The organism is Pseudomonas sp. dw_612 (assembly GCF_018449725.1).
In the GTDB taxonomy this organism is placed as follows: Bacteria; Pseudomonadota; Gammaproteobacteria; order Pseudomonadales; family Pseudomonadaceae; genus Aquipseudomonas.
The window spans coordinates 53093-69403 of sequence record NZ_JAAVVC010000018.1 but is presented as its reverse complement, the minus strand read 5'-3'; the positions used below and the strand labels follow the sequence as shown (position 1 = coordinate 69403).

The window sequence follows — 16311 nt, the reverse complement described above, 5'->3', positions numbered from 1 at the left end:
AAGGCTTCACAGATTGAACAAGACGGCTTGCCGACTGACCTGCGGATTTGAGTGACAAACCCATGCCAAAACGTACAGACATAAAAAGCATCCTGATTCTCGGCGCTGGCCCGATCGTGATCGGCCAGGCCTGCGAATTCGACTACTCCGGCGCCCAGGCCTGTAAAGCCCTGCGTGAGGAGGGTTATCGCGTCATCCTGGTGAACTCTAACCCAGCGACCATCATGACTGACCCGGACATGGCCGACGCCACCTACATCGAGCCGATCAAGTGGCAGACCGTCGCCAAGATCATCGAGAAAGAGCGTCCGGACGCGCTGCTGCCGACCATGGGCGGTCAGACCGCTCTGAACTGCGCACTGGATCTTGAGCGCGAAGGCGTTCTGGAGAAGTTTGGTGTAGAGATGATCGGCGCCAACGCTGACACCATCGACAAGGCTGAAGACCGTTCGCGCTTCGACAAGGCGATGAAGTCCATCGGCCTGGACTGCCCGCGCTCGGGTATCGCCCACAGCATGGAAGAGGCCAATGCAGTGCTCGAGAAGCTTGGCTTCCCGTGCATCATCCGTCCGTCCTTCACCATGGGCGGCACCGGCGGCGGTATCGCTTACAACCGTGAAGAGTTCGAAGAAATCTGCGCTCGTGGTCTCGACCTGTCGCCGACCAAAGAGCTGCTGATCGACGAATCCCTGATCGGCTGGAAAGAATACGAGATGGAGGTTGTCCGCGATAAGAAGGACAACTGCATCATCGTCTGCTCCATCGAAAACTTTGACCCGATGGGCGTGCATACCGGTGACTCGATCACTGTTGCGCCAGCGCAGACCCTGACGGACAAGGAATACCAGATCATGCGTAACGCCTCCCTGGCGGTACTGCGTGAGATCGGCGTGGAAACCGGCGGCTCCAACGTCCAGTTCGGCATCTGCCCGGACACTGGCCGTATGGTCGTGATCGAGATGAACCCGCGTGTATCCCGCTCTTCGGCACTGGCCTCGAAAGCCACTGGTTTCCCGATCGCGCGCATCGCTGCCAAGTTGGCGATCGGCTACACCCTGGACGAGTTGCAGAACGAAATCACCGGCGGCGCTACGCCCGCGTCCTTCGAGCCGTCCATCGACTACGTCGTCACCAAGCTGCCACGTTTCGCCTTCGAGAAATTCCCGAAAGCCGACGCACGCCTGACCACGCAAATGAAGTCGGTCGGCGAAGTCATGGCCATCGGCCGGACCTTCCAGGAATCCCTGCAGAAAGCCCTTCGTGGCCTGGAAGTGGGCGTTTGCGGTCTGGACGAGAAGCTCGACCTGAGCAACCCGGAAAGCATGAGCGTGCTCAAGCGCGAACTGACCGTGCCGGGCGCCGAGCGTATCTGGTACGTGGCTGACGCTTTCCGCGCCGGCCTGTCGGTCGAAGACATCTTCGGCATGAACATGATCGACCCGTGGTTCCTGGTTCAGATCGAAGATCTGATCAAGGAAGAAGAGAAGGTCAAGACCCTGGGTCTGGCCAGCATCGACCGCGACGTGATGTTCCGCCTCAAGCGCAAAGGCTTCTCTGACATGCGTCTGGCCAAGCTGCTGGGTGTGACCGAGAAAAACCTGCGTCGCCATCGTCACAAGCTCGAAGTGTTCCCGGTCTACAAGCGCGTTGACACCTGCGCGGCCGAGTTCGCCACCGACACCGCTTACCTCTACTCGACGTACGAGGAAGAGTGCGAAGCCGCGCCGTCGGGCCGTGACAAGATCATGATCCTCGGCGGCGGTCCAAACCGTATCGGCCAAGGCATCGAGTTCGACTACTGCTGCGTACACGCGGCACTGGCACTGCGCGCCGACGGTTACGAGACCATCATGGTCAACTGCAACCCGGAAACCGTGTCCACTGACTACGACACCTCTGATCGCCTGTACTTCGAACCAGTGACCCTGGAAGACGTACTGGAAATCGTCCGCGTCGAGAAGCCAAAAGGCGTGATCGTCCAGTACGGCGGCCAAACCCCGCTGAAACTGGCGCGTGCCCTGGAAGAAGCCGGCGTGCCGATCATCGGCACCAGCCCTGACGCTATCGACCGCGCCGAAGACCGCGAGCGCTTCCAGCAGATGGTTGAGCGCCTGAACCTGCGTCAGCCGCCAAACGCCACCGTGCGCAGCGAAGACGAAGCAATTCGTGCCGCTGCCAAGATCGGTTACCCGCTGGTGGTTCGTCCGTCCTACGTACTGGGCGGCCGCGCGATGGAAATCGTTTACGAAGAAGAAGAGCTCAAGCGCTACCTGCGTGACGCGGTGAAAGTGTCCAACGACAGCCCGGTGCTGCTTGACCACTTCCTCAACTGCGCCATTGAAATGGATGTGGATGCAGTTTGCGACGGCACCGACGTGGTGATCGGCGCGATCATGCAACACATCGAGCAGGCCGGCGTTCACTCCGGTGACTCCGCGTGCTCCCTGCCACCGTACTCGCTGCCTGGCCACATCCAGGACGAGATGCGCGAACAGGTCAAGAAAATGGCCCTGGAACTGGGCGTTGTCGGCCTGATGAACGTGCAGTTGGCGCTGCAAGGCGAAGACATCTACGTCATCGAAGTCAACCCGCGCGCTTCCCGGACCGTACCGTTCGTGTCCAAGTGCATCGGCGTTTCCCTGGCCATGATCGCGGCTCGCGTGATGGCCGGTAAAACCTTGAAAGAAATCGGCTTCACCAAGGAAATCATTCCGAACTTCTACAGCGTGAAAGAGGCGGTGTTCCCATTCGCCAAATTCCCTGGCGTGGACCCGATCCTGGGCCCGGAAATGAAGTCCACCGGTGAAGTGATGGGCGTGGGCGACACCTTCGGCGAAGCCTTCGCGAAAGCCCAGATGGGTGCCAGCGAAGTGCTGCCGACCGGCGGTACTGCGTTTATCAGTGTACGTGATGATGACAAGCCACTGGTTGCAGGCGTGGCCCGTGATCTGATCAACTTGGGCTTCGAAGTGGTTGCCACTGCCGGTACTGCCAAGCTGATCGAGGCCGCAGGCCTGAAAGTGCGTCGTGTGAACAAGGTGACCGAAGGTCGTCCGCACGTGGTCGACATGATCAAGAATGACGAAGTTACCCTGATCATCAACACCACCGAAGGTCGTCAGTCGATCGCTGATTCCTACTCCATTCGTCGTAATGCCTTGCAGCACAAGATCTACTGCACCACCACCATTGCTGCTGGCGAAGCTATCTGCGAAGCGCTGAAGTTCGGTCCCGAGAAGACCGTGCGCCGCTTGCAGGACCTACACGCAGGATTGAAGGCATGATCAAATACCCAATGACCGTCCAGGGCGCCAAAGCCCTGGAAGAAGAACACGCTCACCTGACCAAGGTCGTCCGTCCGAAGCTCAGCCAGGACATCGGCACGGCCCGCGAGTTGGGTGACCTGAAGGAAAACGCCGAATACCACGCTGCTCGCGAGCAGCAGGGTATGGTCGAGGCGCGGATCCGTGATATCGAAGGCCGCATGCAGAACGCGGTGATCATCGATGTCACGACCATTCCTCACACCGGTAAAGTGATTTTCGGCACCACCGTTGAAATCGCCAACGTCGAAACCGACGAAACCGTCACTTACCACATCGTGGGTGAGGACGAGGCTGACTTCAAACTGGGCAAGATTTCGGTGGGTTCGCCACTGGCTCGCGCATTGATCGCCAAGGAAGAGGGTGATGTGGTCGCGGTCAAAACGCCTAGCGGCGTTATCGAGTACGAGATTGTCGAAGTCCGCCACATCTGAAAGAAGGCGCCCGCTCCGTGCGGGCGCCATGCTTTGGCAACTGACTCAGATGTTGTGGGTGGGCGGCCTGTGGTTGTTGCATATCGGTCTGCTGCCGGTGCTGGGCAGGATTGGCCTGGCGCCGCTGCTGATCGATGAAGTTGAAGGCATGTTGAATGCGCTGATGGTGGGGTTCGCCACAGCGTGTGTGATTTTTCAGGCTTTGGTGCTGGTTCAGGCCGAGGGCCTTGCCAGTCTATGGCGGGATATTCGCGGGCAACTGCTGTTGATGGCGCTGTATGCGTGCGCGATGTTTTTCATCGTGCGCTTTGGTTGGCCACAGGCGGTGCGCTGGGAAACATTCAGCTATCTGGTGTTGGCGTTTTCCGGGCTGGTGCTGGTCTTGCAACCGGTGCCTGGGTGGAGCGGCAGGGTGCGCGAAGCACACCCTTGACCCTTGTCATCACGCGAAGCGATGGACGTTCGACAGCTGCTTGTTGACGCTGAAGTTCTTGCGATAAATCAATGCCATCTTGCCGATGACCTGAACCAGGTCCGCTTTGCCGGCCTTGCAAATTTCTGCAACGGTCGCCAGGCGGGATTCACGATCGAGGATGTTGAGCTTGATTTTAATCAGCTCGTGATCCGCCAGCGCGCGTTCAAGTTCGGCTAACACACCTTCAGTCAAACCGTTGTCAGCCACAGTCAAAACTGGTTTCAGATGGTGGCCAATGGATTTGTATTGTTTCTTCTGCTCTGGTTTGAGCGGCATAATCTGACCCCTGCGTCTGATCTTGTAAAAAGCGGCGGCCAGTTTACCCGAGCGAGTCCGGGACCGCCCAGTTAATCACGACCCGTTTTATTTTAGAGGTGGCCCGTGGCCCGTTCCAAGACAAGCCTTAAGTGGCTGCAAAGACATGTCAATGATCCGTATGTGAAGCAGGCGCAGAAGGATGGTTACCGCTCGCGTGCGAGTTACAAGCTTCTGGAGGTCCAGGAGAAATACAAACTGATCCGTCCGGGGATGAGCGTTGTCGACCTGGGGGCGGCACCCGGCGGCTGGTCGCAGGTCACTAGTCGGCTGATCGGTGGTCAAGGGCGTCTGATCGCCTCGGACATCCTGGAAATGGACAGCATTCCGGACGTGACTTTCATCCAGGGTGACTTCACCGAGGACAAAGTGCTCGCTCAGATCCTTGAAGCCGTCGGTAATTCGCAAGTGGACCTTGTGATTTCCGATATGGCCCCCAATATGAGTGGTACGCCTGAGGTGGATATGCCAAAAGCCATGTTTCTATGTGAGCTGGCTCTTGATCTGGCAGGCCGCATACTCAAGCCAGGCGGTAATTTCGTGATCAAGGTGTTTCAGGGCGAAGGGTTTGATGCTTACGTGAAGGACGTTCGTCAGAAATTCGACAAGGTCCAGATGATCAAGCCGGACTCTTCCCGTGGCAGTTCCCGCGAGCAATACATGCTGGCTTGGGGCTACCGCGGCCGTAGCGAGTAAATCGAGGTTTTTCAGCGGGTCGATAGGTTTTTCGTATTTCGCCCCGTGAGCATTAGCGAATAATGTGTAGAAAGTGTTTCACAAAGGGTTACAGACGGCGCCTGCCAGAGCCGCAGGTAATGTAGTAAGTTAGGCCGGTGAATATCATGCGAAGCGCGCGCCAACAGCGGAGCTTGCTTCAGAGGGTAGTTAATTGAACGATATGGCAAAGAATCTGATCCTGTGGTTGATCATCGCGGCTGTCCTCGTGACAGTGATGAACAACTTCTCCAGCCCTAACGAGCCGCAGACCCTCAACTATTCCGACTTCATCCAGCAGGTCAAGGATGGCAAGGTCGAGCGCGTAGCCGTAGATGGCTATGTGATTACCGGCAAGCGCAACGATGGCGACAGCTTCAAGACCATCCGTCCGGCAATCCAGGACAACGGTCTGATCGGCGACCTGGTGGATAACCACGTCGTAGTCGAAGGCAAGCAGCCTGAGCAGCAAAGCATCTGGACTCAACTCCTGGTCGCGAGCTTCCCGATCCTGGTGATCATCGCCGTCTTCATGTTCTTCATGCGGCAGATGCAGGGCGGTGCCGGTGGCAAGGGCGGACCGATGAGCTTCGGCAAGAGCAAGGCACGCCTGCTCTCCGAAGATCAGGTGAAAACCACCCTGGGTGATGTTGCCGGTTGCGACGAAGCCAAGGAAGAAGTGGGTGAGCTGGTCGAGTTCCTGCGTGATCCGGGCAAGTTCCAGCGCCTGGGCGGTCGCATTCCTCGCGGCGTGCTGATGGTCGGCCCTCCGGGTACCGGTAAAACCTTGCTGGCCAAGGCGATTGCCGGTGAAGCCAAGGTGCCGTTCTTCACCATCTCCGGTTCCGATTTCGTCGAGATGTTCGTGGGTGTCGGCGCCAGCCGTGTTCGCGACATGTTCGAACAAGCCAAGAAACATGCGCCATGCATCATCTTCATCGATGAAATCGACGCCGTTGGTCGCCATCGTGGCGCTGGCATGGGCGGCGGTCACGATGAGCGTGAGCAGACTCTCAACCAGTTGCTGGTAGAGATGGACGGCTTTGAAATGAATGACGGCATTATCGTCATCGCCGCGACCAACCGTCCGGACGTGCTGGACCCTGCGTTGCTGCGTCCGGGCCGTTTCGACCGTCAGGTCGTGGTCGGTCTGCCGGACATCCGTGGTCGCGAGCAGATTCTCAAGGTCCACATGCGAAAAGTGCCAATGGGTGACGATGTCGCTCCGGCCGTGATTGCCCGTGGTACCCCAGGTTTCTCCGGTGCCGACCTCGCCAACCTGGTGAACGAAGCGTCGCTGTTCGCTGCCCGTACCGGCAAGCGCATCGTCGAAATGAAGGAATTTGAACTGGCCAAAGACAAGATCATGATGGGCGCCGAGCGCAAATCGATGGTCATGTCCGAGAAAGAGAAGCAGAACACCGCTTACCACGAGGCTGGTCACGCTATCGTCGGTCGTGTCGTGCCTGAGCATGATCCGGTCTACAAAGTGTCGATCATTCCCCGCGGTCGTGCGCTAGGCGTGACCATGTTCCTGCCGGAAGAAGATCGCTACAGCCTGTCCAAGCGTGCGTTGATCAGCCAGATATGCTCGTTGTATGGCGGCCGTATTGCTGAAGAGATGACCCTTGGCTTCGACGGCGTCACCACCGGTGCGTCGAACGACATCATGCGTGCCAGCCAGATTGCACGGAACATGGTGACCAAGTGGGGCTTGTCGGAAAAACTCGGTCCGTTGATGTATGCCGAAGAAGAGGGTGAAGTATTCCTCGGTCGCGGCGGTGGTGGTCAGAGTGCAAGCTTCTCTGGTGAGACTGCCAAGTTGATCGATTCGGAAGTGCGCAGCATCATTGACCAGTGCTACGGCACGGCCAAGCAGATTCTTACCGACAACCGCGACAAGCTCGACGCCATGGCTGATGCCCTGATGAAGTACGAGACGATCGATGCCGATCAGATCGATGACATCATGGCGGGTCGTACGCCTCGCGAGCCTCGCGACTGGTCAGGCGGCGGTACCGGTACTTCCGGAACACCTCCGGTGGCGCAGGATCCGCGTCCGGAAACACCGATCGGCGGTCCGGCTGCTGACGTTTAAGGTTTGAAATGACTTCTGTTCAGTCCCTGACCCGGTTGCCTTGCGGCAACCGGGTTCTTGATTTGGCCCATACGCATGTCATGGGCATTCTCAATGTCACTCCCGACTCCTTTTCCGATGGCGGCCGATACAGCCAGCTCGATGCGGCCTTGCGCCATGCCGAAGCGATGGTAGCGGCGGGGGCGACGCTGATTGATGTCGGTGGTGAATCAACCCGGCCCGGCGCCAGGGCGGTTTCGCCGCTTGAAGAGCTTGAGCGTGTTGCGCCGATTGTCGAGCGCATCAATCGCGAGCTGGATGTGATTATTTCTGTTGATACCTCTACGCCGGCCGTCATGCGCGAAACAGCGCGACTGGGGGCAGGGCTGATCAATGATGTGCGCTCATTGCGGCGTGACGGCGCCCTGGATGCGGCGGCGGCCACTGGGCTTCCGGTTTGCCTGATGCACATGCTTGGCGAGCCAGGAGACATGCAGGACAATCCGCAGTATCACGACGTGACGAAAGAGGTCGGCGAGTTTCTCGCCGAGCGCATGGCGCAATGTGCGTCAGTGGGAATCCCGGCTGAGCGGATTATCCTTGATCCGGGTTTCGGCTTCGCGAAAACCCTGCAGCACAATCTAAGCTTGTTTAAACATATGGAAGCCTTGCATGCCTTGGGGCGGCCCCTGTTGGTTGGGGTTTCGCGAAAGAGCATGATCGGGCAGGCGCTGAGTCGTCCGGTTGGAGAGCGTCTGTATGGCGGTCTGGCGCTCGCAGCGCTGGCCTCGGTCAAGGGTGCGCGTATATTGCGCGTCCATGATGTGGCCGAAACAGTCGATGTGGTGCGGATGATCGCCGCAGTAGAATCAGCCGAATAAGAATGATGGAGCACTTATGACTAAAAAGTATTTTGGTACCGACGGCATTCGTGGTCGGGTCGGCGAATATCCGATCACTCCGGACTTCATGCTTAAGCTTGGCTGGGCGGCTGGCATGGCATTCCGCAAAATGGGTGCCTGCAAAGTGCTGGTAGGCAAGGACACGCGTATCTCCGGATACATGTTCGAATCGGCGCTTGAAGCCGGGCTTACGTCCGCAGGCGCTGATGTGATGCTGTTGGGGCCGATGCCGACGCCTGCCATTGCCTATCTGACTCGGACGTTCCATGCCGAGGCCGGCATCGTGATCAGCGCTTCGCACAATCCTCACGATGACAATGGCATCAAGTTTTTTTCCGGAAAGGGCACAAAGCTACCGGACGAAGTCGAGCTGATGATCGAAGAATTGCTCGATACCCCGATGACCGTGGTTGAGTCGAGCAAGATCGGCAAAGTGTCGCGCATCAACGACGCCTCGGGTCGTTACATTGAATTCTGCAAAAGCAGCGTCCCGACCGGCACCAGTTTCGCCGGCCTGAAGATCGTGATCGACTGCGCGCATGGTGCGGTCTACAAAGTGGCGCCTAGCGTGTTCCGTGAGTTGGGCGCCGATGTTGTCGTGCTGTCGGCTCAGCCGAATGGCCTGAACATCAACGACAATTGCGGTTCGACCCATATGGGCCAACTGCAAGCCGCCGTATTGGCCGAGCATGCCGACCTGGGCATTGCCTTCGACGGTGATGGCGATCGGGTTCTGATGGTTGATCACACGGGCGCTATTGTCGATGGTGACGAGTTGCTGTTCATCATTGCTCGCGATCTGCATGAGCGCGGCAAGTTGCAGGGCGGTGTTGTCGGTACGTTGATGAGTAACCTGGGGTTGGAGCTGGCCTTGGCGGATCTGGCGATTCCTTTTGTGCGCGCCAATGTCGGTGACCGTTATGTGATTGCCGACTTGTTGGAGCGCAACTGGCTGGTCGGTGGCGAGAACTCCGGGCATATCGTCTGCTTCAACCATACCACCACCGGTGATGCGATTATTGCCGCGTTGCAGGTATTGATGGCGTTGAAGACTCGCTCGGAAGGGTTGGCTCAGGCCCGTCAGGCGCTGCGAAAATGCCCGCAGGTGCTGATCAATGTCCGTTTCGGTGGTGGTGCGAGTCCTCTCGATCATCCGGCCGTCAAGGAGGCCAGCGAGCGTGTCACCCAGGCCATGGCCGGTCGTGGCCGCGTGCTGTTGCGCAAGTCCGGGACGGAGCCGCTGGTGCGGGTCATGGTCGAAGGCGAGGACGAAACGCAAGTTCAGGGTTATGCCGAAGAGCTGGCAAAACTGGTTACTGAAGTTTCTGCCTGAATTCGGCTTGCCAGCCATGATTGTGTTGGGTAACATCTGCGCCCACTTTGACCGACGAGGTACAGCATGCGTCGCCCTATGGTAGCTGGTAACTGGAAGATGCACGGTACCCGCGCCAGCGTCGCTGAGCTGATCAAGGGCTTGCGTAATCTGGCCTTGCCGAGCGGTGTTGATGTGGCGGTATTCCCGTCCTTCTTGCATGTCAGTCAAGTGATTGACGGTCTGGAAGGCAAGTCGATCAAGGTCGGCGCGCAGAACGCTGCGGTGGAATCCAAACAAGGTGCATTGACCGGTGAAGTTGCACCGAGTCAATTGGCTGATGAGGGTTGTTCCCTGGTGCTCGTCGGACATTCCGAACGCCGCCAGCTCATCGGCGAGAATGATGAAACACTCATTCGCAAGTTCGCAGCGGCACAGGCATGTGGCTTAACTCCGGTGTTATGCATAGGGGAAACCCTTGAGCAGCGCGAAGCCGGTAAAACTCTTGAGGTTGTCGGGCATCAGCTGGGCAGCATCATTGAGGCGCTGGGTGTTGGTGTGTTTGCAAAGGCAGTAATCGCTTACGAGCCGGTCTGGGCCATTGGCACCGGGCTGACTGCTTCGCCGCAACAGGCGCAGGATGTGCACGCAGCCATTCGCGCTCAGTTGGCGGCAGAGAATTCTGAGGTCGCACAAGGTGTGCGGCTTCTATACGGCGGCAGCGTGAAGGCGGCCAATGCGGTCGAACTGTTCGGCATGCCGGATATCGATGGGGGGCTCATTGGTGGAGCTTCCCTGAATGCAGATGAGTTCGGTGCGATTTGTCGCGCCGCGGGAAACTGAAAAAATGCTGGAAACAGTCGTAGTCGTTTTTCATCTGCTGGGTGCATTGGGCGTAGTTGCTCTGGTATTGCTGCAGCAGGGTAAAGGTGCGGATGCTGGCGCGTCTTTCGGAGCAGGTGCTTCAAATACTGTCTTCGGAAGCCAAGGTTCCTCTACCTTTCTTAGTAAGTTTACTGCTATACTTGCCGCAGGTTTCTTCATAACCAGCTTAGGGTTAGGTTACTTTGCTAAAGAGAAAGCTCATCAGCTGACTCAAGTAGGTTTGCCAAATCCAGCAGTGTTGGAAGTTCCAAAGCAACAACCGGCTTCTGATGATGTACCGGTGCTTCAAGAGCAAAAGTCGGCTACTCCAGCGACTGACGTGCCTCCAGCTCAAGAGCAAAAGTAAGAAGGGTTTCAAACGTAGTATTGCCGAGGTGGTGGAATTGGTAGACACGCAACCTTGAGGTGGTTGTGCCCATAGGGTGTAGGGGTTCGAGTCCCCTTCTCGGTACCAATTATCAGGAGAGCCCGCTGTTGCGGGCTTTCTTGTAGGTGGAAGGTTACATTGACCCTGTTAGGGATCGGTCGTATACTTCCGCCCCAGCTTTGTCGCGGGGTGGAGCAGTCTGGTAGCTCGTCGGGCTCATAACCCGAAGGTCGTCGGTTCAAATCCGGCCCCCGCAACCAGTTTAAGGAGCCCCTTTTAAGGGGCTTTTTGTTAGCTGGACACTTTCAACGCCGCTGTTCGACGGCGTTTCAAGGATGGGCGTTTCGCCCATTTTTTTATTTTGCATAGCATGCACATACATGCACGAGGGGGTTCAGGTGTCGAGCAAGCTAGAAGAGTTGCAGGCCTTGCTGGCCCCGGTGGTCGTGGCCCTAGGCTATGAATGCTGGGGTATTGAGTTTTCGGCTCAAGGTCGCCACTCAATGTTGCGCGTTTATATCGATAAAGAAGGCGGCGTGTTGGTGGACGATTGTGCCATCGTCAGCCGCCAGATCAGCGGTGTCCTGGATGTTGAAGATCCGATCACTGTTGAGTACACCCTTGAAGTTTCCTCGCCTGGCATGGAACGCCCACTGTTCACTATTGAGCAGTTTGCAAAATTTGCCGGTGAACAAGTGAAGATCAAGCTGCGCTCGCCTTTCGAAGGCCGACGCAACTTTCAGGGCCTTCTGCGCGGTGTAGAAGAGCAGGACGTCGTGGTGCAGGTAGAAGACCATGAGTTCCTGTTGCCGATCGATATGATCGACAAGGCCAACATTATTCCCAGTTTTGACTGAGACGCGGATCCCGCGGATCCAATGGCTTGCGAAAGGCGAGGCGTACGATGAGCAAAGAAGTACTGCTGGTTGTTGAGTCGGTATCCAATGAAAAGGGCGTACCGGCAAACGTAATTTTTGAAGCGCTGGAGCTGGCTCTGGCCACTGCTACCAAAAAACGTTTCGAGGACGAAGTCGATCTGCGTGTGGAAATCAATCGCCACACCGGTGCTTACGAGACATTCCGTCGCTGGACGGTCGTCGAAGAAGCAGACCTGGACGATCCGGCCATCGAAACCTGGCCGAGCAAGGTTGCCGAAACGCATCCAGGCGCTCAGGTCGGTGACGTAGTCGAAGAAAAAATCGAATCCATCGAGTTCGGCCGCATTGCTGCACAGACTGCCAAGCAAGTCATCGTGCAGAAAGTTCGCGAAGCCGAGCGCGCGCAAGTCGTTGACGCTTATCGCGAGCGCCTGGGTGAAATCATCTCCGGCACCGTGAAAAAAGTAACCCGCGACAACGTGATCGTTGACCTGGGCAACAACGCTGAAGCGTTGCTGGCTCGTGAAGACATCATCTCTCGCGAAACTTTCCGGGTTGGCGTGCGTTTGCGTGCGCTGCTCAAGGAAATCCGCACCGAGAACCGCGGCCCGCAGCTGATCCTGTCGCGTACCGCGCCGGAAATGCTGATCGAGTTGTTCCGCATCGAAGTGCCGGAAATCGCTGAAGGCCTGATCGAAGTCATGGCTGCGTCCCGTGATCCGGGTTCGCGCGCCAAGATCGCGGTCCGCTCCAAGGACAAACGCATTGATCCGCAAGGCGCTTGCATCGGTATGCGCGGTTCGCGCGTCCAGGCAGTGTCGGGCGAATTGGGCGGTGAGCGTGTGGACATCGTCCTGTGGGACGATAACCCGGCTCAGTTCGTAATTAATGCAATGTCGCCGGCTGAAGTGGCGGCAATTATCGTTGACGAAGATGCCCATGCAATGGACATCGCCGTTGGCGCAGACAATCTGGCTCAGGCCATCGGTCGCGGTGGTCAGAACGTGCGTCTGGCTAGCCAGTTGACTGGCTGGACCCTGAACGTGATGACCGAATCGGACATCCAGGCTAAGCAGCAAGCAGAAACCGGCGACATCCTGCGCAACTTCATCGACGAGCTGGAAGTCGACGAAGACCTTGCACAGGTGCTGGTAGATGAAGGCTTCACCAGCCTGGAAGAGATTGCCTACGTACCGTTGGAAGAAATGCTCAACATCGACGGCTTTGACGAAGAAACCGTCAACGAGCTTCGCGCTCGCGCCAAGGATCGTTTGTTGACCAAAGCCATCGCTACTGAGGAAAAGCTGGCAGACGCCCATCCGGCCGAAGACCTGCTCTCGCTTGAGGGTATGGACAAGGATTTGGCGATGGAACTGGCGGTGCGCGGCGTAATTACCCGCGAAGACCTGGCCGAGCAGTCTATTGACGACCTGCTCGACATCGACGGCATTGACGATGATCGTGCCGGCAAGTTGATCATGGCCGCCCGAGCCCACTGGTTCGAGTAATTAGGCGCGGCCTGAGGAGAGAAGTGCATGACGCAAGTCACGGTGAAACAACTGGCCGATGAGGTCAAAACACCGGTAGAGCGCCTGTTGCAGCAGATGCGTGAGGCAGGTCTGCCGCACACCGCCGCCGAAGAACATGTGACTGACAGTGAGAAGCAATCTTTGCTGACTCACTTGAAAAGCAGCCACAAGGCGAAAGTGGAAGAACCACGCAAGATCACGCTGCAGCGTAAAACCACCAGCACCCTGCGTGTTGCTGGCAGCAAAAGCATCAGCGTTGAAGTCCGTAAAAAGAAAGTTTTCGTACAGCGCAGCCCGGAAGAAATCGAAGCCGAGCGCAAACGCGAACTGGAAGAACGTCGTGCAGTAGAAAATGCTGCCCGTCAGAAGGCTGAAGAAGAAGCCAAGCGTCGCGCCGAAGAAGAAGCGCGTCGCCAGCCTGCTACTGCGCAAAATGCTACTACCGATGCTGTCGCAGCGCCTGCTGCGGTTGCCGAGCCAGTTCGCGAAAGCGCACCGGTTGTGGCGGCTGCACCGGCACCGTCTGCTGACGTTCGCAATAAGCAGAACGAACAGCGCCGTCCGGACAAGCCACGTGCCGACGATAACAATCGTCGTAGCGGCGGTGGCGATGGCGAGCGCAAAAACGCTCCACATCGTGCTTCGGTCAAAGAGAAAGCGCCTGCTCCACGTGTTGCGCCACGTACTACCGACGAAGAAAGCGATGGCTTCCGTCGTGGTGGTCGCGGCAAGGCCAAGCTGAAGAAGCGCAACGCTCACGGTTTCCAGAGCCCAACCGGCCCTGTTGTGCGTGATGTGCAGATTGGCGAGACCATCACTGTTGGCGATCTCGCCCAGCAGATGTCGGTCAAGGCTGCTGAAATCATCAAGTTCATGTTCAAACTGGGTACCCCAGCGACCATCAACCAGGTGCTTGATCAGGAAACTGCTCAACTGGTAGCTGAAGAACTGGGCCACAAAGTGACCCTGGTCAGCGACACCGCCCTGGAAGATTCCCTGGCCGAGTCCCTGAAGTTTGAAGGTGAGACGTTCTCCCGTGCACCGGTTGTGACCGTAATGGGCCACGTTGACCACGGTAAAACCTCGCTGCTCGACTACATCCGTCGTGCCAAGGTAGCTGCTGGCGAAGCCGGCGGTATCACCCAGCACATCGGTGCGTACCACGTTGAAACTGATCGTGGCATGGTCACTTTCCTCGATACCCCGGGTCACGCTGCGTTTACCGCAATGCGTGCCCGTGGTGCCAAGGCGACTGACATCGTGATCCTGGTAGTTGCAGCGGACGACGGCGTAATGCCGCAGACCATTGAAGCTGTCCAGCATGCCAAGGCTGCCGGTGTTCCACTGGTCGTTGCTGTGAACAAAATCGACAAGCCGGGCGCCGATCTCGATCGCATCCGTAGCGAACTGTCGGTTCACGGCGTGACCTCGGAAGAGTGGGGCGGCGACACCCCGTTCGTATCGGTTTCGGCGAAAGTCGGTACTGGCGTGGACGAGTTGCTCGAAGCTGTTCTGCTGCAAGCCGAAGTTCTGGAACTGAAAGCGACTCCATCGGCCCCAGGTCGTGGTGTTGTGGTTGAATCGCGTCTCGACAAAGGTCGTGGCCCGGTTGCAACTGTTCTGGTCCAAGACGGTACCCTGCGCCAAGGCGACATGGTCTTGGTCGGTTCGAACTACGGCCGTGTACGTGCCATGCTCGACGAGAACGGCAAGCCAATCAAGGAAGCCGGTCCTTCCATCCCTGTCGAGATCCTCGGCCTGGACGGTACCCCGGACGCTGGCGACGAGATGAGCGTGCTGTCGGACGAGAAGAAAGCCCGTGAAGTGGCTCTGTTCCGTCAAGGCAAGTTCCGCGAAGTCAAACTGGCCCGCGCTCACGCTGGCAAGCTTGAAAACATCTTCGAAAACATGGGCCAGGCAGAGAAGAAGACGCTTAACATCGTCCTCAAATCTGACGTCCGTGGTTCGCTGGAAGCGTTGAACGGTGCCTTGAACGGCCTGGGTAACGACGAAGTGCAAGTGCGTGTTGTCGGTGGCGGCGTCGGTGGTATCACCGAGTCCGACGCCAACCTGGCACTGGCCTCCAACGCTGTACTGTTTGGCTTCAACGTGCGTGCCGATGCTGGCGCTCGCAAGATTGTCGAGCAGGAAGGTCTGGATATGCGTTACTACAACGTGATCTACGACATCATCGAAGACGTCAAGAAAGCCCTCACCGGTATGCTGGGCAGCGATGTTCGCGAGAACATCCTGGGTACCGCTGAAGTGCGTGACGTGTTCCGTTCGCCGAAGTTTGGCGCGATCGCCGGCTGCATGGTTATCGAAGGTGTTGTTCACCGTAACCGTCCAATCCGTGTACTGCGTGAAGACATCGTTATCTTCGAAGGCGAGCTGGAATCCCTGCGCCGCTTCAAGGATGACGCTTCCGAAGTACGTGCCGGCATGGAATGCGGTATCGGCGTGAAGAGCTACAACGACGTCAAAGCTGGCGACAAGATCGAAGTCTACGAGAAGGTTCAGGTTGCTCGCAGCCTCTAACTCGCGCACTTCAAGGGCCACGACGAGCCGCCGCATGCAGATGCGCGGCACGGCGTCAGGACTCTAAACGCAACGCCCGGTCTGACTTTTGTCAGGCCGGGCGTTTGCCGCTTTCAGACCCCACGGGTTTCACCGTGAGGCAGTAACAGGTAACAAGACATGGCAAAAGAATACAGCCGTACCCAGCGTATCGGCGATCAGATGCAGCGTGAGCTGGCACAGCTGATCCGTCGTGAAGTCAAAGACCCGCGCGTCGGCCTGGTCACCATTACCGCTGTTGAAGTCAGCCGTGACGTCGGTCACGCCAAGATCTTCATCACCGTGATGGGGCAGGACAGCGCCGAAGACATCGCGCAAAGCATCAAGGTGCTCAACTCCGCCGCCGGCTTCCTGCGTATGCAGTTGGCTCGCGAAATGAAGTTGCGCAGCGTTCCACAGTTGCACTTCCACTACGACGAAAGCGTCGTGCGTGGCGCGCACCTGTCGGCCCTGATCGAGCGTGCGGTGGCTGAAGACAATCAGCACCCGGTTGCGGCTGAAGCCGAAGACACCAAGGAGTAAT

General features: G+C 57.7%; 14 protein-coding genes and 2 tRNA genes. 15 read left to right on the top strand and 1 reads right to left on the bottom strand.

The genetic code is table 11. The features are described 5' to 3' along the window. The first annotated feature begins 62 nt into the window (after nt 1–62). Genes carB through HB680_RS23730 form a run of 3 tightly spaced genes read left to right on the top strand, consistent with a single transcriptional unit; the run spans nt 63 to nt 4190 of the window. The gene (carB, locus tag HB680_RS23740; protein WP_213940893.1) at nt 63–3284 is read left to right on the top strand and encodes a carbamoyl-phosphate synthase large subunit; all 3222 of its coding nucleotides are present in this window, start codon (nt 63–65) and stop codon (nt 3282–3284) included. Continuing rightward, on the top strand, nt 3281–3757 hold the full coding sequence (greA, locus tag HB680_RS23735; RefSeq protein ID WP_054050053.1) for a transcription elongation factor GreA: 477 nt from the start codon (nt 3281–3283) through the stop codon (nt 3755–3757). The genes carB and greA overlap by 4 nt, the downstream gene beginning before the upstream one ends. 28 nt (nt 3758–3785) lie before the next feature. Next, nucleotides 3786–4190 (top strand): MFS transporter, encoded by a 405-nt coding sequence (locus HB680_RS23730; RefSeq protein ID WP_213940892.1) that lies wholly within the window; start codon nt 3786–3788, stop codon nt 4188–4190. Nucleotides 4191–4199: 9 nt separating this feature from the next. On the opposite strand, the gene HB680_RS23725 is transcribed toward HB680_RS23730, so the two are convergent. Continuing rightward, nucleotides 4200–4508: a YhbY family RNA-binding protein gene (locus tag HB680_RS23725; protein ID WP_054050049.1), complete on the bottom strand. Its 309-nt coding sequence runs from the start codon at nt 4506–4508 to the stop codon at nt 4200–4202. 105 nt (nt 4509–4613) lie between these two features. On the opposite strand from HB680_RS23725, the gene rlmE reads away from it, so the two are divergent. From rlmE to rbfA, 12 genes are all read left to right on the top strand, one after another. Then, nucleotides 4614–5243, top strand: a complete 630-nt coding sequence (rlmE, locus tag HB680_RS23720) for a 23S rRNA (uridine(2552)-2'-O)-methyltransferase RlmE (RefSeq protein WP_213940891.1) — start codon at nt 4614–4616, stop codon at nt 5241–5243. A gap of 202 nt (nt 5244–5445) precedes the next feature. Then, nucleotides 5446–7359 (top strand): ATP-dependent zinc metalloprotease FtsH, encoded by a 1914-nt coding sequence (gene ftsH, locus HB680_RS23715; protein WP_213940890.1) that lies wholly within the window; start codon nt 5446–5448, stop codon nt 7357–7359. Between the two features lie 8 nt (nt 7360–7367). Then, nucleotides 7368–8219, top strand: a complete 852-nt coding sequence (folP, locus tag HB680_RS23710; RefSeq protein ID WP_213940889.1) for a dihydropteroate synthase — start codon at nt 7368–7370, stop codon at nt 8217–8219. Nucleotides 8220–8235: 16 nt separating this feature from the next. Beyond that, a complete protein-coding gene (glmM, locus tag HB680_RS23705; RefSeq protein WP_213940888.1) occupies nt 8236–9573 on the top strand; it encodes a phosphoglucosamine mutase in 1338 nt (445 codons plus the stop codon). Nucleotides 9574–9639: 66 nt separating this feature from the next. Then, a complete protein-coding gene (tpiA, locus tag HB680_RS23700; RefSeq protein ID WP_213940887.1) occupies nt 9640–10395 on the top strand; it encodes a triose-phosphate isomerase in 756 nt (251 codons plus the stop codon). Nucleotides 10396–10399: 4 nt separating this feature from the next. Next, nucleotides 10400–10783: a preprotein translocase subunit SecG gene (gene secG / locus HB680_RS23695; RefSeq protein ID WP_017336473.1), complete on the top strand. Its 384-nt coding sequence runs from the start codon at nt 10400–10402 to the stop codon at nt 10781–10783. Between the two features lie 22 nt (nt 10784–10805). Beyond that, a tRNA-Leu gene (locus tag HB680_RS23690) sits at nt 10806–10891 on the top strand. Between the two features lie 96 nt (nt 10892–10987). After that, a tRNA-Met gene (locus tag HB680_RS23685) sits at nt 10988–11064 on the top strand. Between the two features lie 138 nt (nt 11065–11202). Then, the gene (rimP, locus tag HB680_RS23680; RefSeq protein WP_149088505.1) at nt 11203–11661 is read left to right on the top strand and encodes a ribosome maturation factor RimP; all 459 of its coding nucleotides are present in this window, start codon (nt 11203–11205) and stop codon (nt 11659–11661) included. A 47-nt stretch (nt 11662–11708) separates the two neighbouring features. Beyond that, nucleotides 11709–13190, top strand: a complete 1482-nt coding sequence (gene nusA / locus HB680_RS23675; protein WP_008024459.1) for a transcription termination factor NusA — start codon at nt 11709–11711, stop codon at nt 13188–13190. A gap of 27 nt (nt 13191–13217) precedes the next feature. Further along, a complete protein-coding gene (infB, locus tag HB680_RS23670; protein ID WP_213940886.1) occupies nt 13218–15749 on the top strand; it encodes a translation initiation factor IF-2 in 2532 nt (843 codons plus the stop codon). A gap of 159 nt (nt 15750–15908) precedes the next feature. Continuing rightward, a complete protein-coding gene (gene rbfA / locus HB680_RS23665) occupies nt 15909–16310 on the top strand; it encodes a 30S ribosome-binding factor RbfA (protein WP_034148332.1) in 402 nt (133 codons plus the stop codon). Nucleotide 16311 lies beyond the last annotated feature (1 nt).